This window comes from Pseudomonas allokribbensis, assembly GCF_014863605.1.
GTDB lineage: Bacteria > Pseudomonadota > Gammaproteobacteria > Pseudomonadales > Pseudomonadaceae > Aquipseudomonas > Aquipseudomonas allokribbensis.
The window spans coordinates 2,671,345-2,693,764 of sequence record NZ_CP062252.1 but is presented as its reverse complement, the minus strand read 5'-3'; the positions used below and the strand labels follow the sequence as shown (position 1 = coordinate 2,693,764).

Here is a 22,420-nt window from a genome sequence, read left to right as displayed (position 1 = left end):
ATCATATCGACGGCCCCTCCGTGCCAATGACCTCGGCCAGCATCCGCGCCCAACGTCCCGCCACGATGCCGTAGTGATCAGTGTCCAGCCGTTGCCAACTGCGCAGTTGCGGCAGCAATGCCTGCCAGTTGCGTTGCAGGTCATTCATGTTCCAGTTGTTGCCCAGCCCATAAGGGTTGGCATGCCCGGCGATGAACATCCGCACCGGTGTAGCGGCCAACGCGGGTGGCTGGAAGTCGACCATGCTGGTCATGTTGTTGCGACAGCACACTGTCAGCCGTTGCAGATAAGCCTGACGCTCCTCGGACATCGCCTGCCCTTCGACGTCAGGCCAGCGCTGGGCGAACTCACGCTGGAACACCTGCTCAATGGTCCGCTCGTCGATGCCGGCCAGTTCCGCACCGGCATCCGGCGCGGGTGGATCGATCAGGTACAGCAGCGGTTGCCTGAAGCCGTCAGCCTGGGCTTGCTGACACAGCGCCTGCGCCACCCAGGCACCGAACGACCAACCCGCCAGGCGCCAGGCGCAACCGTCCGGGAGGTGGGCCTTGATTGCCTCCAGATACAACCGGGCGCGCTCGACGATGCTGATGTTCGGTAGCGCCGGCAGACGTAACGCAGGGTCCGCAATCACGCACACCCCAAGATCCGCAGGCAACGCCGAAACCAGTTCCCGGTAGGCCTGAACATCACCGCCCACCGGATGGATCAGATACAGCCATTCGCGACCGGCGCCGGCATGCCACTGGTCGATCCGCACCGCGCCGCTCCAACTGCTCTGCGCGGCAGTTGGCGCCTCGACCGAGCAGGCTGTCACCAACCCCAACACCTCGCTCAGGCTGACCTTGTGACTGAACTGCGACAGCTGGAACACCTCACCGGTGGCCGCTTGCAACTCGTCGATCAGGTCCAGCAAGGTCAGCGAATCCGCACCCAGGTCATACAGCGAATCATCGTCTTCCAGATCCGTCACACCGAGCCATTTGCACAGGCATTCACGCAGACGCACGGAAAGATCCACGCCCTCCGACGCTTCGGCCTGCGCCCCCGCGGCGCCATGGCGAACCGGATAGAAGCGCCGCGCCGTGTCGATACCGGTGGTGGAAACCAGCAATTGCGGCAACTGCGCCGTCATCGCCAGATCGAACACCCGACAACCCTCTTCGGCCGACAAGCCGACCGTCAGATGTTCCTGATGCGCAGCGTCCCCGCCATTGCTGGTCGTGGCCATGCCGATGTCGCGCCAGATGTCCCAGTTGATCCCCAGGCGCAGGCAAGTACTGGCCGAATCCGCCCGGTAATGAGTGAAGCCGTCGAGCACACCGCTGGCCGCTGAATAGTCCAGGTGCCCCGCGCCGCCGAACAATGCCGACATCGACGAGCAGTACAGGACGAAGCCCGGCGAAAGCTGTTCGATCAGGCTTTCGACCGCTAGCATGCCGCGGGTCTTGGCGGCCATCGCCTCGGCCATCTGCCGGGTATCGCGATGGCGAATCAGACTGCCTGCACCGACACCTGCCGCATGAATCACCCCGGTCAGTTGGCCGTAGCGCCGGGCCAGTTGATCGAGTACCTGCGGCCAACACGACAGGTCAGCGATGTCAGCCTGAAGGCAGTCGATTCGCGACGCATAAGCCGTCAGATTTGCAGGCAATTGCCCCTGACGCGAGAGCAACACTACACGTCGTGCGGGTGCCTGCAGCAGGTGTTCGCACAAGGTCCGACCGATCCCGCCCGTGCCGCCCAGCACCAGAAACGTGCCGTCGTCCGGCAACAGGCTGGAGGTGGTCGCCAGGCTCGGCAATGGCTGGGATATCAGTCGTGGCTGCCACAGGTAACCGTCACGCACCGCCATTCGCCGAGGCAACGCGACCGGATCGCCAAGCAACGCCGCCAATTCCCCGGCCTGCGTATCAAGGTGCGGCGACGGCCAGTCCAGCCAGTGGCAACGCACCGGGTATTCCTGCGGCACCACTTCGGTGGTCCCGGCCAGTGCCGCCAATTCGGGACGCCGAACCTCGCCGTCCACCGGGCACGCCTGCCACGACATCAACCACAACCGCAGACGTGTCGTCCGTGCAGTTTGCCCCCCCCAGGCCTGCATCAGTGCGCTGACCGTGTCCAGACAGGCCCACTGCGCCAGATCCAGAGATTGCTCGTTGACTGCGCCTGACACCGCCAGCGGCAAGGTGTGCAGCCAGTCGAGTTCGCCGAGTTCATGCTCTACAACATCGGTGAGTAAACGGCCCAATGCTTCGGAATCCAGCGGATCAAGCTCGAAGCGATCAGCGCCCAGTTGCTTGAAGCCATTTCCGGCGCGCACGTGAACAACGCGTCGATAAACAGCCCGCAGGTGCTCCAGCAACGTCGAGTTGGGCGCTTCATGGCCGCAAAGAATCAGTGTTTCTCGTGCGCCGTCCATTGCCTTGGTGTTCAGGCGTTGGACACGCACCCACTGCCGCTGATGGAACCACTGCGCCAGCGGTTGCCGCTCGATGCCTGCCGAAACGGGGGCAACGATTTCGGCAGCGGGTTGAAACCGATAAGTCTGAAGATCGAACGACGCTGGCGGCAAATCCCACGGCGGTGGCGCCGAGCGCTGCGGCCACTGGATAGTTGCGCCTTCGTACCACGCCTCCAGCAATGCCTGCGCTGAATGATCACGGGCGATCATCTGTACACCCGACGCGGTGATTTCCTTGATCGTTGTCGGCAGCAAAGGAATTTCGTCACCCGGCCGGCAGACCATCGCAAAGCGCCAGCGCAGTTGCCGGCGACCTGACTGCAAGTGGCGCAGCAACGCGGTCTGCTGCTCTGGATGCGCTTGCATGTGCTCGCGGATCGCCGCGATATCGCGCAGCAATTCCGCTCGACTGTGGGCCGAAACCATCAGCAGTGGCAGCGTTTCCTCGGTCAAGTCCTGCGCCTTGGGTGCGGCGCCGACAATCACATGGGCGTTGGTGCCACCGATCCCGAAACTGCTGACACCGGCCAGACGCCGCCGCCCTTCCGGCCATGGCCGGGACGTGGTGGGTACGTAGAACGGCGAATGCTCCAGATCGATCTGCGGATTGATCCGGCCGAACCCGAGACTCGGCGGCAGCACGCCATGGAACACCGCGAGGCTTGCGCGAATCAGACCGACCACCCCCGCCGCCGCCCCCAGATGTCCGATCTGGCTCTTCACCGAGGCCAACGCGCATTGACCGGCCGGCGCATCGCCGAAGGCCTTGGTCAACGCCGCGACTTCGATCGGATCGCCCAGCAAGGTGCCGGTACCGTGGGCTTCGATGTAGCCGATGTCGGCACCGGTCAATCCGGCGCGACTCAAGGCGTCGCTGATGACCGCGCTCTGCCCGGCCACCGACGGCGCGGTGTAACTCATCTTGGCCCGGCCATCGTTGTTCAGTGCAGTGCCTTCGAGCAACGCGTAGATCCGGTCGCCATCCGCCCGCGCCCTGGCCAATGGCTTGAGCACCACCACGCCATAACCACTGGCGCCGATGGTCCCGCTGGCGTCGTCGCTGAATGGACGGCACAGGCCATCGGCGGAGAAGATGTGCTGCGAGCGATGACGATAGCCATCGCTCAGGGTCGGGTCGATCAGCACACCGGCCGCCAGCATCACATCACTGTCGCCCTGGCGCAGCATCGAACTGGCCAGGTGCACGGCGATCAGCGAACTGCCGCACGCCGCCTGCACGCTCAGGGCCGGGCCGTTGAGATCCAGGTAATATGCGGCTTTGGTCGCCAGAAAGTCCTTGTCGTGATGCAGCGCCATCTGGAAGCCATCCGGCAGATCGCCTTCCGCGGTGTCGCGCAGCATCTGCTGGAAGTACGTGGTTTCGCCGCAACTGGCGATCAGGCCGATGCGCGGGCCATCCGCCGACGGAACGATGGCCGCGTGTTGCAGGGCCTGCACACAGCCCATCAGCAGATGCCGCTGTTGCGGGTCCATCAGGCGCGCTTCCTGGCGGCTGATGCCGAAATATTCGGGATCGAAATCGAGCATGCCGGCCAGTTGGCTGCGGGCGCCGATCAGGCCTTCTTCCGCGGCAAAGTGCTCGATGCCCAGCTCGTTACCCTGCACCATCGCCCAGAACTCGGACAGGTTCTGCGCCCCGGCCACATTGACCGACATGCCGATGATCGCCATCGGTTGATGGCCTGCATCGGCTTGTCGTACGCGCTCTACCGCCGCCACTGGCGCGGTCGACAGATGCGCCGCAAGACGCCGTACCGTGACGTGTTCGAACAGATCGGCCATCGTCACCTTGTGCGGCAGTTCCTGGGTGTAACGCGCATGCAGACGCATCAGGCCGAGGCTGGTGGCGCCGGCCTCGAAGAAGGTTTGCTCCGGTTCGATGTCACGGCCGATGACTGTCTGGAAAAGCTCGCTCAGTTGCCGCTCCAGTGCGGTCAATTGAACAACCGGTTGTGGTGTGCTGCGCCGCTCCAAAGCCGCACCTAAATTCGGCAATGCCTTGCGGTCGATCTTGCCGCTGGGGGTGCGTGGCCAGACGTCGATCCGCCGATATTCATCGATTCGTACATGGGATGGCAGTCGGTGCGCCACCTGACGATCCAGCTGTTGAAACGTCGCGGGCTCGCCATCGAGCTGCAGCCAGGCGGTCAGGCGCGGCGGATCGGCCTGAACCGCCACCACCGCGTTGAGCACGTCCGGCACCTGCATCAGCGCCGCTTCGATCTGCCCCAGTTCCAGACGATGGCCGCTGAGTTTGATCTGCTGATCGTCGCGTCCGAGATAATGTAAGCAGCCCTGAGCGTCGGCCCATGCCAGATCGCCGGTGCGGTAGAACAAGCAGCCCTCTGCCAACTCGACGAACCGCACGGCGTTCAGCGCAGGATCGGCCAGATAACAACGGGCAACCATCGGCCCGGCCACCAACAGATAACCGCGACTTCCGTTGGGCACCGGGCGATCATGCTCATCGACCAGCAGCAACCGGGCATTCCCAACGGCATGGCCAATCGGTGCCCGCAGCGGCCAGTCCCGCGCCACGGCTGGCAAACGCAACGCGCTGACCACGTGGGTTTCGGTCGGGCCATAGTGATTGAACAACGAAGCTTGCGGCATGCCGCCGAACCAGTTGCGCAGCGCGTCCGTGCAGAGCAATTGCTCGCCAGCCGTGATCACCTCACGCAACGCCGACGGATAAATGCCCCGGGCCACGGCGGTTTGTGCCAGATGCTGCAAGGTCACGTAAGGCAGGAACAACCGCTCGACCCGCGCCTCGACCATGTAACCCAGCAACGCCTCGGCATCCTGACGCCAGCGCGGCGTGATCAGGTGATAGCAGCCGCCCCCGCACAGGGTGCTGAAAATCTCCTGAAACGACACATCGAACGACAGCATGGAGAACTGCAGGGTTACCGCTTTCGCCGGCAACTGCCCTTCCGTGCGCTGCCATTGCAGCAGGTTGCACAGGGTGCGTTCCGACACTTGCACACCTTTCGGTGTGCCGGTGGAGCCGGAGGTGAACAGCGTGTAAAGCGGTCGCTCACCGGCGTGGCGCGGACGTTCGAACGATCCGACATCGGAGCGCAGATCGACCCGGTACGTGGCGAGTCGTCCGGCATTCAGATCATCGAGCGCGGCCGCCGTCGTGTCGCTGAACAGCACACAATGCGGCTGCGCCTGCTCCAGCACCTGACGCTGGATCGCCACCGGGTAAGCGGGATCAAGCGGCACGGCGGTCAGGTTGAGTTTGGCCAGGGCCAGCAAGGCGACGATGTGCTCCACTGACGCGTCGAGAAACAGCACGACATGCAGCGGAGCATTCCCGGCCGGCAACGGATGACGCTCGACCAAGTCAGCAGCCAGAGCGTCGGCGAGTCCATTCAGCTCGCCATAGGTGAGGCGGCGCTGACCTTTAACCAACGCAACCGCATCCGGCGTGCAATGGACCTGATGCTCGAACCAGTCCGCAAGGGTGTTGAATGGCAGCTCGCCCTTCGGCCCTTCACTGGCCGGGGCCAGACCGTGTCGATAAGGACCCAGCAGACTGTCGAGCGTGGCCGCCGGGCTTTCCAGCAACAGGTCCAGACCACGGCGGAACAATGCGTTCAGCGTGCTCACCTGTTCTGCATCGAAATAGCTGCACTGATATTCCCACCAGCACTCCAGCTGCGAGCCGCTGCCCACCATCAACAAAGTCAGCGGGCACTTGGCGTGCAGGTGTTCGTTGAACTCAAGGGTGGCGTGCAGGTTTGAGTCGGCCAATGCGGCGTAATCGGTGTTTTCCAGCACGAACATGAAATCGAACAGTGCGGTATTCGATGAAAGCCGCAGGTCTTCCACCAGATCCGCCAGCGCCACGTCCTGCAATGCCAGCACCTCGCGCACCGTGGCAGTCTGCCTGCGCAACTGCTCGCCGAGGGGCAGTGCGTGCTCTACGGCGGTGGGGATCAGCACGGTGTTGGCGAACATGCCGACGCTGTCTTCGAACTCCGCCAGTGGCCGGTTGGACACCGGGCTGGCGATCCGTGGCCGCTCGCACCCTGTCAAGGCGTACAGGCTCCAGGCGAAGACACTGAACAGCACTTCGAAACGGGTCAGCCGCTGTTGCGTGCAAATGCGCTCGAGGGCGGTGCTGCGCACGGTGCCCAAGGGTTCTCGATGCAACCGGGCGTCCGGGCTGATTTCGCGCATTGGCATCAATGCAGGAGATGGTTCTTCCTGCCGACGATGCAACTCGGCCAATGCGCGACGCTGGTCGCGGTAATGCGGATCGATGCTCCACTGGCGCTGCCACTGGCCAAACTCCAGCGTCGTCAGACGTGCTGACGGCTCAGGGCTTTCGCAACCCTGCACAGCGTCGTTGTAGAGCTGCGTCAGGTCGTCGAACAACAGGTTCACCGACCAGCCATCGACGATGATGTGATGCAGGTTCAGCAACAGCCGGCAGCTGCCATCGGCAAACGGCAACAGCCACGCCTGAAACAGGTTCGGCGTGGTCAGGTCGAACGGTGTGCTGAACACCAGTTCTGCGAACGCCTGCCAGTTGTCTTCGGTGAAATGCCCGACTGCGAAGGTTCGGCAGGCCGGGCCTTGCTCCGCGATCACCTGATCCAGGCCATCGGCACCGGGCACGAACGCCGTGCGCAATCCGGGATGGCGCAGCACCAGACTTCCCACAGCCTCGGCCAGCGCTGGTAGATCGACACCTGTCGCCAGATGCAGAATCAGTGGCACGCTGTAAGCGGTCGAGGTTGGCGTACGTTGCTGCAACAGCCACAAGCGGCGCTGTTCGGCGGTGGCCGGCAAGCGTTTGGCGCTACTGATCGGAGGCGCAGGTGGGTAGATCGAATCGTAATTCCGCTCACCCGTCAGTCGTTCGGCCAATGACGAAAAAGGCTCGTTGAGCAACCTGTCGATGGTGATCTCGCGCTGCCAATGGTTACGAATCGCCGAGCGCAAGCGCATGGCCTTGAGCGAATCGCCGCCACTGCCCAGCCAGTCATCCTGTGCGCTCAGGCTCGGTTGGCCGAGCAGCGAACGGGCCTGACCCAGCAACCAGTCCAACGCCGGCGAAGCGTTGTCGTTGTCCATCGCCGCCAAAACTGGATGCCACGGATTCAGCGGTTGACCCAGCAAGCCATCACGATCGATCTTGCCATTGGCCGTCAGCGGCAGGCGCTCCAGCAGGAACAACTGATGCGGGCGCATGTACGGCGCCAGTTGCGCTCGCAAGTGGGTTTCGAAGGCGTGATAGTCCAGCTCCCCGCGCGGCACGATAAACGCCAGCATCTGATGATCTTCCGCCGCCTGACGCCGAGTGCAGACATACACCTGCGCCACGCCCGGATGCTCCAGCATCCGCTGCTCCACCTCCCCCGGTTCGATCCGGAAGCCGCGAATTTTCACCTGGCGATCGACCCGTCCCAGACACTCAATCAAACCTTCGGCATTGCACCGCACCAGATCGCCAGTGCGGTAATGGACGTGTGCACCACCGTCGAGGTCGGGCAAACGGACGAACTGACGGGCCGTTTCTTCAGGGCGGTTGCGGTAGCCACGGGCGACGCCGCTGCCACTCAAATACAGTTCGCCCACCTCTCCCGCCGGCACCGGCCGTTGCTGCTCATCCAGCACCTGCACGCCGGTGTCCGGCAGCGGTCGGCCAATGGGCACCGAGTCGCCGGCAAAGTCGCGGCTGATCGGCCAGCACAGGGCAAACGTGGTGCATTCGGTGGGCCCATAAACGTTGTGAATCCGGCACTGGCTTTCAGGATTGGCCCGATACCAGGCACGGACCGCTGCGGCGCTGATCTGCTCGCCGCCAATCAGCACCTGCCGCACGCTGGAAAAACACGACGGCCACTCGGCGATCAAGGTGTTGAACAGCGACACCGTCATGAACAGGTTGTCAACCCGCGTCCGCTCCAGCACCTCGGCCAGCCGGCGTGCATCCAGCACGTCCTCGTCGGCGATCATCACGCAGCAGCCACCGTTGAGCAGCGGTGCCCACAGTTCGAAACTGCACGCATCGAACGCCGGGTTGGACAGACAGGCGAAGCGGTCCGTCGGACGAATCTCGATATAGCCGTCGGTGTGCGCCAGACGCAGCAGGCCACGCTCGCCAACCTCAACCGCTTTCGGCGTGCCGGTGGTGCCCGAGGTGTAGAACAGGAACATCACCTCGGCGAAGTCTTCAGCCAGCACTTGCGGCGGAACGTCCGGTTGATCGAGCAAGGCCTCGACGCTGGTTTGCCACAATGAAGGCGACCACTGCGATTCCTCATCCTGGGTAATCAGGCCGACACACGCCGCATCCGCCAGCATCAACTCCCGACGCTTGAGCGGACTGGCACGGTCCAGCGGCACAACCACGGCGCCAATCTTCAACGCACCAAGGATCGCCGCTAGCCATTGCCATGAACGCGGCATGCACAACGCCAGCGACTGGCCGGGCTCGACGCCACGCGCCAGCAACCCTCGGGCGATGCGCTCGCTGGCGCTGGCCAGTTCGGCGTAGGTCAGGGTTACCGACCCATCGATGACGGCTGGGGCTTGCGGATGTTGCCTTACCTGTTCGTCAAAGCGTGCAAGCAAAGTCAGGTCATTGGACGCGTTCATCATTTCGCCTCCTGCGCGTCGAAGCGTTGCAGTTCTCGACGGATGATCTGCGAGACTCGATGGATTTCCGCACTTTCGAGCATGTCCCAGTGCCCGCCGCTGACCAGTTTCGCCAGATAGCCGCTTCCCGCGCGACGCCGCCAGAAGCCGCGCAGTTCATGCAACTGATGGCGACTGAAGTCTTCCCTTGCCTGAATCAGCACCACACGCCCGGCGCGCGGCGCACATTCATAGGCGGCCATGGCCAGTCGGTTGTGGTTGTAGATGTGGAAATAGCGCTCGACCTGCGCGTCTTCGATGCCGGGGTACATGCCGTTGAAGCGCACCAGTTTGTCGCGGAACTCGGCCATGTCCACGGTGCCGATCTGCTCGCGGAAACCCGGATCGTCGCTGCCCTGGGTATCGAGCAGCACCACGGTCACCTGACGATGCCCCGCCGCCGTCAACAGCCGGGCCATTTCATAGGCCACCAGACCACCGAACGACAATCCGGTGAGGATCAGCGGTTTCGCGGTCAGCGGTTCGATCAGCCTCAGATAGGCCTCGGCCATTGCTTCGACTGTCGGCTCGGTACTCTCCCCCGGATTCAGCCCCGGCGATTGCACGCCGTAAACACCGGCCTCATCCGGCAACACCTTGGCCAGCGACAGGTAACAGAACGCCGTACCGCCCGCCGGGTGAATGCACACCACGTTGCTGTGACCCGTGCCTCGACGGAACTCGATCAAATTGCCCTGCGCCACCGCCGGGTTGGCCCCGACACGCAGCCAACCGCCCAATGCTTCGATGGTCGGGTAGCTGAGCACCACACGCACCGGCATCTCAACCGAGAACACCTGGCTGATTTCGTGAGCCATCTTGATCGCGGCGATGGAGGTGCCGCCGACATTGAAGAAGTTATCGCGAATGCCGATCTGCGGCACCAGCAGCAGGCGTTTCCAGATCTGGTACAGCGTCAGTTCAATGTGATCGCGCGGGCTGCTCAGGTTGACCTGACGATTGACCATTTCCTCATCCGCCAACGCCGTCAGCGCGGCGCGGTCGACCTTGCCATTGGCGGTCAGCGGCAGGGCGTCGAGCCACAGATAACTGCCGGGGACGACCGCTCGGGGCAACGTTGTCGCCAGATGGGCCTGAACCACCGCTTCATCAATGGTTTCGCCGACCACACAACAGGCCACCAGTCGCTGATCCTGTGCGGCTTCGCCGACCATCAGCACCACAGCGCTGCGAATGCCGGGAAACGCTTCGAGCCGGGCTTCGATCTCGCCCAGTTCCAGACGCACGCCGCGCAACTTGACCTGAAAATCGTTGCGCCCCAGAAACTCCAGTTGGCCATCCGGCCGATATCGCGCCAGATCGCCGCTGCGATAGAGCCGATCGCCTGTCACAAACGGATTGTCGATAAAGCGCTCGGCACTGAGCTGCGCCAGCCCCAGATAACCCCGAGCGACGCCGACACCGCCAATGTGCAATTGCCCGGTGACACCCACCGGCACTGGCTCGTCGCGGTCATCGAGTACGTAAAAACGGTTGTTGGAAATCGGCCGGCCAATCGGCAGTTGCCGGGCCGGTACTTCGGCGCCGGGCTCCAGGGTCCAGACGCTGTTGATCACCGTGGTTTCGGTCGGGCCGTAGACGTTGTGCAGCCGCGCATGGGGCAGGCGCTCCTGAAAACGCCGGGCCAGGGCTGGCGGGAGTTCACCGCCGCCGCTGAACACATCGGTCAGCGAAGCACACAGGCTGACTTCTTCGACCTCCAGAAACAGCTGCAACATCGCCGGCACGAACACCAACGCCGTGACCCGCTGCTCGCAAACTTCGCGCGCCAGATAGGCCGGTTCGTAATGTCCGCCGGGCCGTGCAATCACCAGTCGCCCACCGGTTGCCAGCGGCCAGAACGTCTCCCAGGCCGAGGCATCGAAACCGAACGGGATCTTGTGCAGCATCGCCCCCGCTTCGCCGCAGACCTGCAAACACCACAACAGCAGGTTGCTCAGGCCACGGTGGGCAACCATTGCGCCCTTGGGCAATCCGGTGGTGCCGGAGGTGTAGATCACGTAGGCGAGATGGTCAGGGGTGACGCCGACACTGCGCGGATCGAGATTGTCCGCAGGCAACGACGCCCAGCTCACAGCGTCCTCTTTGAGGTCGAGGATCGGCGCTTCCCAGGTCGAACCTTGCAGTGCCTGACGCAATATCCCGTGCGCCGAGCCGAGGGTCAGCAACACCGCCGGTGTGCTGTCGCCGAGCATATGACTCAGGCGCCCCAGCGGATAATCGGGGTCCAGCGGTACGTAGGCGCCGCCGACCTTGAGCACCGCTAGCAACGCCACCGGTAATTCCAGCGAGCGCTCGATGCACACCGCCACGCGCACGTCCGGGCCGACACCCAACGTGCGCAAGTGCCGCGCCAGTCGGTTGGCCCGGGCATTGAGTTCGTCGTAGCTCAGCGACTCACCTTCAAAGACCACCGCGCAGGCCTGAGGGTTGCTCGCGGCCTGCACTTCGACCAACTGATGCACGCATGACGCCGTTTGTGTCAGTGGCGCGGTGCGGTTGAAGTCGATCAGCACCTGCTGACGCTCAGCCTCGTTCATCAACGGCAACGCATTGATCGGTTGCTTGGCGTCGGCGGCGATCTGTTCGAGCAGATGACGGTAGTGCCCGCTCAGGCGTTCGATGGTCGCGATGTCATAGAGGTCGGTGTTGTATTCCACCAGCAAGTCCAGCCGCCCTTCCCGCTCGACCCATTCAAACGCCAGGTCAAACTTGGCCGTGGCGCTGCTGGTGTTGTACGGCGCCAGTTGCAGGCCGGACATCTGCACGCCGCTGCCCGGGGTGTTCTGCAACACCAGCATCACCTGGAACAACGGCGAATGACCGGGATCGCGCGGCGGGTTGACGGCTTCGACCACACGGTCGAACGGCACGTCCTGGTGGGCGTGAACATCGAGTATCTGGCCACGCACGTCGCGCAGCAGTTCGGCGAAGGTCTGCTGCGGATTGAGGCGCTGACGCAGCACCAGCGTGTTGACGAAGTGACCGATCAGCGGCTCGATTTCCGGGCGATTACGGTTGGCGAACGGCGTGCCGAGGCACAGGTCCTGCTGACCGCTATGACGCCACAGCAACACTGACAATGCGCCCAGCAGCACGTTGAACAGCGTGCCCTGGGTCTGGCGGGCCAGCGCCGTGAGTTCGCGCAAGGTGCCGCCATCGACGGAGGAACTGAACGTGGCGCCGACATAGCGCTGCACCAACGGTCGCGGCCGGTCGGCGGGCATGGTCGACAACAACGGTGCGTCGTCCAGTGTACGACGCCAGTAATCGAGCTGTGCGTCCAGCGCCGCACCACCGACGCGCTGTTGCTGCCAGCAGGCGTAGTCGGCGTATTGCACCGGCAGCGGCGCAAGAGTCGGTGTATCGCCACGCAGATAATCACCGTACAGCGTGGCGACCTCATGCAGGATCACCCCCATCGACCAACCGTCGGCGATGATGTGATGCACGCTGTACAGCCACAGGTATTCGTCGTCGGCCACGCGCACTAACGACGCGCGCAGCAACGGTCCAGTGGCCAGATCGAACGGTGCCCGGGCGTCCTGCTCGACGGCGATGCGGACCTTTTCTTCACGCTCGCTGACTGACAACTGGCGCAGATCCGTCACCGACAACGACAGCGGCATCGACGGATGCACCACCTGACGTGGTTCGCCCTCCACACTGCAAAACGTCGTGCGCAGGACTTCGTGGCGGGCAACCAGTTCGTTCAGCGCCCGCTCCAGCAGCGCAACGTTCAGTTGCCCTTTTAGCGTCACCGCCGTCGGCACGTTGTAGAACGGATTTCCGGGTTCCAGTTGATCGAGAAACCACAGTTGCCGCTGCGAGAACGACAGCGGCCATGCCGTTTCTTCGCCAACACGGCGGGGAATCACGGCGTCATCCCGGCCACCGAGCAAGACAATCAGTTCCTGTTTGTGACGCTTGAGCGCCTGGGTCAGTTCTTCGGTGAGAAACCCGCGAGGCGCCTTGCAGCGCAGCCTGTCACCGTCCACCTCGAGTACCACGCCATGGCGAGCGAACAGCGCCAGCAATTGATCGGCATTCATACTTCGAACTCCTCCATGTCTTCGTCGTCCAGGCTTTCGGTCACAGGTTCGATGGCAAATGCCTCGACCGGCGCGCGGTGCTGCTCATCGGCCGTGCGCAGCCCGCCGATCATCGAGTAGATCAATTCATGGCTTGGCCCGAGGTCGAACAGCGCCGTCAGTTGCTGCTCCTCGACCGAACCGATTCCGCACAGGCCAAGGCCCTGCTCGACGGCGGTCATGCTCAGCAGTTGCGCCATCGCACCGCTTTCGATGTGGCAGAAGTCGCGGCTGCGCTCGCCATACAGCGGACGAATCGCCGCCATGTCGGCGATGAAAAACAGCGAGAACGCGGCGTTCTCGTACACCGGACGATTGACGAAATAGTCGTAGGTGTCCGGGTCGAGCAGTCCGCTCTGGAGCGCCAGCAAGCGATGCTGTCGCGGATCGTAGTAATACGCGCCACCGGGCACGCCGAGCACGCGATCCGGTTTGACGTAGAGGTAGGCCTGAATCGGGTACAACCCGCCCGCCGACGGGAACTGGTATTTCACCTCACCGTCGAGTTGCCCCTGGGCCAGTGCCGCCAATACATGCGCGAACGCTTGAGTCGCAATCGGCTGCGCGCCGAACTGGCGCACCGAGCGGTAATCGCTCAAACGCCGGGTGAAAGCCGGGTCTTGCGGCAAGTCCAGCGCCAATGTCGGCAGGGCTTGAGCGAAATCACGGCGACCGCGTTGCTCAGCCTTGAACTGCACCCGCTGCTGCGGATCTTCGATGATGTCCTGCGTGGCTTCCGGTGCCTGCTGCACGTTGCCGAGCAATTCCTGACGGGCCCGGTTCTGGCGGTACATGCCCAGCAGATGCAGCAACGTCGGCTGGGCCAGCAATTGCGCCACGTGCGGGCGGAACTGCAAGGCGCCGGACAAGGCGTTGCTGATCCTGACGATATCGATCGAGGTCGCGCCGAGGTTCAGCAGGTTGGCATTGGCGGCAATGGATTCGCGCTTGAGCACGCCCTGCACGATTTCCACCAGTCGCTGTTCCTGCGGGCCCTCGACTTCCAGCGCCGGCCCCTGTTCCTCGATTTGCTCAGGTTCCGGCAGACGCTTCTTGTCGACCTTGCCGTTGGAGGACAACGGCCAGGCTTCGACGAAGGTGAACGACGTCGGAATCATGTACGCCGGCAGCTTGTCCGTCAGGTAGTCGGTGAAGTCACTGGCCTGCAACGCCGGATCGGCCTTGAGCACATAACCCGCCAGACGTTTCTCGCCCAGGGTGCTGCCAAGAATCCGCACCACCGCGCTCTGCACGCCGGGATGGCGATTGAGCGCGGCTTCGATTTCGCCCAGCTCGATGCGATAGCCCTGAACCTTGACCTGATTGTCTTCGCGGCCGAGGAATTCAATGTTGCCGTCCGGTAGCAAGCGCCCCAGGTCGCCGGTGCGATACAGCCGTTCGCCGGTCAGTGGATGCTCGAAGAAACTGCCGGCACTGAGTTTTTCATCGCGCCAGTAACCCTTGGCCAGACCGATACCGCCAATGTACAGCTGTCCCGCGACCCAGGTCGGGCGGACTTGCAATGCTTCATCCAGCACGTAGAAGCGCTGGTGATCGAGAGCCTTGCCGTAGGGAATGCTGCGCCAGGCCGGGTCGACGTGTTGCACCGGATAGCAGATCGACCAGATCGACGCTTCGGTAGCGCCGCCCAGGCTGATCAGTTGCAAACCTGGCTGCAAGGCCCAGGTCCGCTCGGGCAGGTTCAATGGAATCCAGTCGCCCGACAACATCGCCACCCGCAGGCTCGCCGGTAACGCACCGCCCCCGCCCTCCACGTACTCGACCAGCATGCCGAGCAACGCCGGCACCGAGTTCCACAGGCTGACCTGATGACGCTTGATCAATTCGAGCCAGTGTGCCGGATCAAGGGTTAGTTGCGGGTCGAGGATGACCACCGCCGCGCCCACGGCCAGCGTGCCGAAGAAGTCATAGACCGAAAGGTCGAAGCTCAGCGAGGAGATCGCCAGCACGCGATCATTCGGGCCGACGGCAAAGCGCCGGTTGATGTCGAGCAAGGTGTTGACCGCACCGCGATGGTCGATCACCACGCCTTTCGGCTGGCCGGTGGAGCCGGAGGTGTAGATCACGTAGGCGAGGTCGCTTTCGTTCACCTGCACCGGTTGCAGTGGCAATGCATCGGTTGAGACTTCTTCGGTCACGGCAATGGCCGTGACCTGCGCCGGCCATTCGATCTTGTCGAGCAGCGCCGGTTGGGTCAGGGCCAGACTCGCCTCCGCCCGTTCCAGAATATGCCGCAGCCGCTCTGCTGGCTGACTCGGTTCGATGGGCAGGTAAGCGCCACCGGCATACAGAATCGCCAGAGTCGCGACCACTTGCTCCCAACCGCGCTCCATCACCACCGCGACCAGCCGGTTCGGCAGCACGCCCTGCGCTTGCAGGCGGGCGCCGAGTTGCCGGGCCTCGTTGCGTAGCTGGGCGTAAGTCAGTTGTCGCGCGCCGATTACCGCCAGTGCATCCGGTGTGGCCTGGGCCTGACGTTCGAACAGTTCGTGCATCAACGGCAGCGTTTGTTGAATGTCGACCGGCGCTGGCAACCGTGCCTGCGGCAACAGTTGTGGCGTGTTCGCCGCCCATGCTTGCGGCTCGCACAGGCGATCCAGCAGCGTGTTATAGGCGACGAACATCTGCTCAATCATCCCCTCAGGGAACAGTTCGTCGATGCTGTCCCAGTTGAACAACAGGCGTCCTTCCAGCTCCAGCAACGTGTGGTCGAGCCACACCTGCGGCGTCTGGGTGATGCTGTGCATGTGTTTGGCATTCAACGCGTCGGCCAGGTTGAATTCGGCCAGCTCCGGCGCTGCTTCCGACAGTGTGCTGTTGAACACGATCGGCATCGCCGTCTGCTGCACGCCCCGGGCCTGGGACAATTCACGCAGCACCCGCACACCGCTGACCACCGAATGGTCGATGTCGCGCCACAGCTGCGCCTGCACCGCGCGGGCCTTGTAGGTGAAGGTTTGTGTCCCGTCGATGCCGACCTCCAGCAGCACCAGCGAGGTGAAGTCGCCGATGATTTCGTCGACATCCGTGTGCAAAGGCATGCGATTGAACAGCGGCAGGCTCAAGGTGAAGCGCGGCGTTCGGCTCCACAGCGCCAGCACTTCGCTGAACGCGGTCAGGAGCATCACCGACGGCGTCACCGCAAACTGCTTGGCGACGGCCTTGAGCTGAGTCCACTGCGCGGCCGACATGTCGCGGTCGCGGCGGGTGAAGTGCGGGTTGGCGATGCTTTCGGGTTGGCGCACCAGCGGAAGGTCTGGCGCCGGGGCCAGAGTGGTCACCCGCTCGCGCCAGTAGCCCAGCGCCTGCTCGTAGCGGCGGCCGTTGCGCAGTTGCTGTTCGGCCAGCACATAGTCGCGGAAGGTCAGGCCCGGCTCAGCCAGTTCTAGCGTCGGATCGACGTAGAACGCCATCAATTCGCGAGCCAGAATCTGCGTGCTAGCGGCGTCGACGATCAAAGCATCGAGGCTGATGTGCAAATGAGTGATGCCGTCGTCGAGCAGCGACAGGCTGAACTCGAACAGCGGCCAGCGACTGGCATCCAGCACCTGATGGGACTGGCGTTCGCGGGTTGCTTCAAGGGTGCGTTGCGCCACGTCGGCGGGCAGACCGCGCAGATCACTGCGGGGCATGCGATAGGTCGGCACCTGCGCCAGCACCTGTTGCGTGCCGTCGCTGAGGAACACCACGCGCAGCATGTCGTGGCGCAGGATCATGCGGTTAAGTGTTTGCTCGAAACGCTCGGCATCGAATTCAGGAATGCGCAGTTCTTCGTAGCCGTGGGCGCTGACGCCGCCGAGGCTAACCGTGGCCTCGCGACCGAACCAGTAGGCCTGCTGGATATCGGTCAGGGGGAATGGTTCATGTCGATTGCCACGATCCGGCTCGATCTGGATAAACGCAGGTTCAATGCTCTGGTCATCACGCGAGACCTGCGCAGCCAGATCCAGCAACACCGGGGTCTGGAACAGGCTGCTCAGTGACAGCTGCGCGCCCATGCGCTGGTTGATCGCGTAGATCATCCGAGTTGCCAGCAGCGAATGGCCGCCGAGGTCGAAGAAGTTGTCGTGGATGCCGACCCGTTCGCACTTGAGCACTTCGGCCCAGATTTCGGCCATCTGCCGTTCAATGTCATCGCGCGGCGCCTCGTACGTCGCCCCGGCGCTGCGTTCCGGTGCCGGCAGCGCCTGTCGGTCGAGCTTGCCGTTGCGGGTCAGCGGCAGTTGCGAAAGCCGAACCCAGGCACTCGGGATCATGTGTTCGGGCAGTTGGCGTTGCAGTTCGGCACGCAAGAATTCACTGGTCGCGGAGCCGACCACATAGGCCACCAGACGCTTGTCCCCGGCCACGTCTTCGCGCAACAGCACGGCGGCTTCCTGCACGCCGGGTTGCTGGTGCAACAGGCTGTCGATCTCGCCGAGCTCGATGCGGAAGCCGCGCAGTTTCACCTGTTGATCGATACGACCCAGGTACTGCACGTTGCCGTCGGCCTGGAACTTCGCGAGGTCACCGCTGCGGTACATCCGCGCGCCCGGTTCGTCAGTGAACGGGTCCGGCAGGAAGCGTTCGGCGGTCAGGTCCGGGCGATTGAGGTAGCCCCGAGCAAGGCAGGTGCCAGCAATGTACAACTCGCCCGCCACGCCGACCGGCACCGGATTCAGATGTTCGTCCAGCACGTACAGCCGCGCGTTGGCGATGGGACGGCCAATGGGCGGCGCGTCCGGCCAGGATTCGGCCCCGTTGCAGTCAAGGCTGAACTGGCTGACCACATGGGTTTCGGTCGGCCCGTACTGGTTGTGCAACTGCGCCCCACCGAGCCCACGGACAAAACCACGCAGCTCGTCGTTGATTTGCAGGGCTTCACCGGCGGTGATGATCTCGCAGCCGCCGGCCGGCATCGGTGCATCGGCCTCGGTCAGGCCGGCAAGTTGCTGCAACACGGCGAAAGGCAGGAACGCCCGTTGCACGCCTTCGGCCACCAGGGTCGGGCGCAATGCGGCGAGGTCCTTGCGGCTGTCTTCAGTCATCAGCAACAGGCTGCCGCCCTGGCACAGGGTGCTGCAGATTTCCTGGAAAGAGACGTCGAAGTTCAGCGAGGCGAATTGCAGCACGCGCTGCGGTGTCGTGGCTTGATCGAGTTGCCAGGCGATCAGGTTATCCAGCGCGCGACGGTTGTGGGCCACACCTTTCGGGCGCCCGGTGGAGCCGGAGGTGTAGAGCACGTAGCCGAGGTTTTCCGGGCTCACACTGACTTGCGGATCAGCCGTTGGGAGTTGTGCCCATTGCGCTGCGTCTGTGTCCAGGCAGCAGATTTTCGTCTCGTTGGCCGGCAGTCCGGCCATCAGGCTCGATTGCGTCAGCAGCATCGTCGGCGCGGCATCGCTGAACATGAACGCCAGACGCTCACTCGGATAAGCCGGGTCGAATGGCACGTATGCCGCGCCGGCCTTGAGGATCGCCAACAGGCCGATGACCATTTGCGGCGAGCGTTCCAGACACAGGCCGACGCGATGTTCAGGGCTGACACCTTGTTCGATCAGGTAATGCGCGAGACGGTTGGCGGCGCGATTCAGTTCGCCGTAGCTCAGTTGCTCGCGCTCGGCGAGCAGCGCCACGGCGTCGGGCGTTTGCCGGGCAATGGTTTCAAAGCGCGCCATGCAATCGGGAAGTGACGACGTATCGCGTGAAGTACGGTTCCAGTCGTAAACGATCTGCTGGTGTTGCTCGGCGCTCAACAGCTTGATCCCCGCCAGCGACTGTTGGCTGTCCTCGACCATCTGCGTCAGCACCCGGCGCAGGTACTCGACAAACTGCTCGACAGTGCCGCGTTCAAACAGGCCAGAGGCGTATTCCAGACCGCCGACAATCTGTCCGTCTCGCTCATGGAGCGCCAGTTGCAGATCGAACTTGGCCACGTGATGACTGCTCTCGACCGGCGTGACTTCAAGCCCGGTCAGCAGCAGATCGGAATCCTGATCCTGCTCCCAGGCAAACAGCACCTGAAACAGTGGGCTGTGGGCCAGACTGCGCGGCGGATTAAGCAACTCCACCACTTGCTCGAAGGGCAGATCCTGATGTTCTTGAGCCTCCAGCGCGACCCGTCGCGCCTGTTGCAGCCATTGCGCCACCGATGGCGTACCCGACCGGGTCATGCGCAGGGCCAGGGTGTTGACGAAGAAACCGATCAACCCTTCCAGTTCCTGCTGCGGACGGTTGGCCGATGGCACGCCGATCACCACATCGCTCTGCCCCGACAGGCGCGACAGCAGCAGCGAAAAACCGGCCAGCAAAGTCATGAACAGCGTGGTGCCTTGCTGCATGCCCAAGGCTTTCAGGCGCGCGGTCAAGGCTTCGTCAAAGACCAGCGGCACAAAACCGCCGAGGTAATCCTGCACGGGCGGACGCTTGTGATCGGTCGGCAACTCCAGCAGCACCGGTGCGCCGGTGAGGGTTTCGCGCCAATAGCGGTTTTGCTGTTCCAGCACTTCGCCGGTCAGCCATTGCTTCTGCCACACCGCGTAATCCACGTACTGCACGGGCAATGTCGGCAGCAGATCGTCGCGATCCTGCAACGCCGCTTCGTACAGTTGCCCCAGTTCCCGGGTGAGCACGCCCATCGACCAGCCATCGGAGATGATGTGGTGCTGGGTCAGCAGCAACACATGGTCATCCGCTGCCAGTCGAACCAGGCTTACGCGCATCAGCGGTCCGCGGCTCAGGTCGAACGGCAGGGCGCCCTCCTCGTCGATCAACCGGGTGAGACGCTCCTGAGCATCGAGACCTTGCAGATCGGTTACGGTCAGTCGAATGCTGTGCGCGGGCGGTGAAACCTGCTGCCGCCCTTCCCCTTCAACGGCGATGAAGGTGGTGCGCAGCGCGTCATGGCGTGCCACCAGTTGATTGAAGCTGCGCTCAAGCGCCGCCACGTCCAGCGAACCCCGCAAACGCAGGTTCAGCGGCATGTGATACGCCGCGTTGCCACCCTCCATTTGCGCCAGAAACCACAGACGCTGCTGAGCAGACGACAACGTTTGCGCGCCCGACCGTGAAAGGGCCGCAATGGCTGGACGAGCCGCAGCCTGACTGGCTTGCAGCCGTTCGGCGAACGCTGCCAGAACGGGCGCGGCAAACAGTGTCGAAGGCGCGACTTCCAGCCCCAGCGTATGGCGAACCTGCGCCAGCACGCGCATCACCAGCAGCGAATGACCGCCGAGGGCAAAGAACTGATCCTCACGCCCCACTCGCTCGACGCCGAGCACTTCGGCCCAGATCGCGGCGAGCGCGGTTTCCAGCGAGCCTTGTGGTGCCTGGTAATCCCGTTGGTCGAATGCCTCAACGTCCGGTGCCGGCAAATTGGGCCGATCGACCTTGCCGTTGGCGGTCAGCGGCAGCGCATGCAGACGCACGAACGCGGTCGGTACCATGTAATCCGGCAGGCTGATTTTCAGCTGGTCACGCAAGGAACGCGGGCTCAGCGTTGTGCCCGGTTTTTCGCAGTAATAAGCGACCAGTCGAGGTTCACCGAGACCGTCCTGACGCAGCAGCACCACACTTTCACGCACGCCCGCAATGTCCGCCAGCCGGGTTTCGATTTCTCCCAGCTCCAGGCGCAGGCCGCGCAACTTGGCCTGGGAGTCGTTGCGGCCGAGGAACTCCAGTTGGCCGTCGGCCCGATAACGCGCCAGATCCCCGGTTCGGTACACGCGTTCACCCGCCACGAACGGGTTGTCGATGAAGCGCTCGGCGGTGAGTTGCGGCAGGTTCAGATAACCCCGCGCCACGCCGACGCCACCGATGTACAGCTCGCCTGCGACACCCTCCGCAACAGGTGCACTTTGAGCATCGAGCAAATAAATCCGGGTATTGGGCAGTGCCCGGCCGATGGGCAGCACAGTGTCGACCTGACTGGCGTCGGTGAACTCGAAACAGGTGCTGTCAATGCTCGCTTCGGTGACGCCATAGGCCTGGACGATCTGCACCCGCTCACCGCACAGTCTGCGCAATTGCCGTGCGCTGTGGGCAGTCCAGATGTCAGAGCCGCAGACCACGGTGCGCAGGAACGACAAGTCATGACCGCTCTCTTCGACCCAGACCAGCAAAGGGTTGAGCAGCGCCGGGACGAAGTCGGCAAAACCGATCTGCGCTTCCCGCATCAGGCGATACAGGGCCGGCGGGTCCATCAAAGTGTCCCGTGGACACAGCACCAGCGTGCCGCCAAACCCCAGCGCACGAATCAGATCGGCGCTGAACACGTCGAAGGAAAAACCGGCCATTTGCAGGTGATTGATCGGCTCGCCCAAGGCATAAAGTCGTGCCCAGGCAGCGCTCACCGCGATCAGCCCGCGATGCTCGACCATCACGCCTTTCGGGGTTCCGGTCGACCCCGAGGTGTAGATCACATAGGCCAGGTGCCGAGGTGTCAGGCCTGTCGCGTAGGGATCGGGATTGTCAGCTGACTGTGAAGCCCAATGTGTTGAATCGCCCAGATCGAGCACCGTCGGTGCAGTGGCCGATTGTTCGAGCGCGGCCAACAAGACATGCCGCGCCTGGCTCTGGGTCAGCACCACCGGCGGCGCGCTGTCGGCCAGCATGTGCGCCAGCCGCGCCGTCGGATACGCCGGGTCCAGCGGCACATAGGCGCCACCGGCCTTGAGCACCGCGAGCACGCCCACCAGCATCTCCAGCGAGCGCTCAAGACAAAGCCCGACCCGCACGTCCGGCCCGACTCCGAGGCTGCACAGGTGATGGGCCAGGCGATTGGCGCGGGTGTTGAGATCGCGGTAACTGAGCGCCTCCTCCTGCCAGCGTACGGCAATGGCCTCGGGGTTGCGCAGCACCTGCGCTTCAAACAGACCGTGCACGCACAGATCGGTGTCGAACGGAATCAAGGATGAAACGTCGGGCTGCGCGGGATTCGTCCCACGCAAGGAAGTGTTGTCGAGCATCGGAGGCTACCGTCCATGACTGCATTATTTTTGTGATCAGGCAGAGACAGCACGCGCCCTGCCAGTCAGGCCCCGGCAGCAAGTACCGGTTCGGTCATTCGAATTCAGGAAGATGGCGCGGCGCGCGCGTGCAGACTCGCGTCACACGCAGGCACACACAGGAAACCGGGGGGAGAAAGGCTGGCGAAGAACACCGTGGCGCG

General features: G+C 63.4%; 3 protein-coding genes. All 3 read right to left on the bottom strand.

Annotated features, from left to right (window positions below):
- Window position 1: 1 nt before the first annotated feature.
- From IF199_RS12195 to IF199_RS12185, 3 genes are read right to left on the bottom strand one after another with little or no spacing between them, the layout of a single operon-like run.
- The gene (locus tag IF199_RS12195; RefSeq protein ID WP_192560529.1) at window positions 2-9,103 is read right to left on the bottom strand and encodes a hybrid non-ribosomal peptide synthetase/type I polyketide synthase; all 9,102 of its coding nucleotides are present in this window, start codon (window positions 9,101-9,103) and stop codon (window positions 2-4) included.
- Complete coding sequence (locus IF199_RS12190) at window positions 9,100-13,212, bottom strand: non-ribosomal peptide synthetase (protein ID WP_192560528.1); 4,113 nt, start codon at window positions 13,210-13,212, stop codon at window positions 9,100-9,102. Before IF199_RS12190 ends, IF199_RS12195 begins: the two co-directional genes overlap by 4 nt.
- Complete coding sequence (locus tag IF199_RS12185; protein WP_192560527.1) at window positions 13,209-22,217, bottom strand: non-ribosomal peptide synthetase; 9,009 nt, start codon at window positions 22,215-22,217, stop codon at window positions 13,209-13,211. The genes IF199_RS12190 and IF199_RS12185 overlap by 4 nt, the downstream gene beginning before the upstream one ends.
- Window positions 22,218-22,420: the final 203 nt, after the last annotated feature.

Coding starts and splice junctions, on each gene's coding strand:
- IF199_RS12195 (WP_192560529.1), bottom strand. CDS start 9,103: ATGATGAACGCGTCCAATGACCTGACTTTGCTTGCACGCTTTGACGAA.
- IF199_RS12190 (WP_192560528.1), bottom strand. CDS start 13,212: ATGAATGCCGATCAATTGCTGGCGCTGTTCGCTCGCCATGGCGTGGTA.
- IF199_RS12185 (WP_192560527.1), bottom strand. CDS start 22,217: ATGCTCGACAACACTTCCTTGCGTGGGACGAATCCCGCGCAGCCCGAC.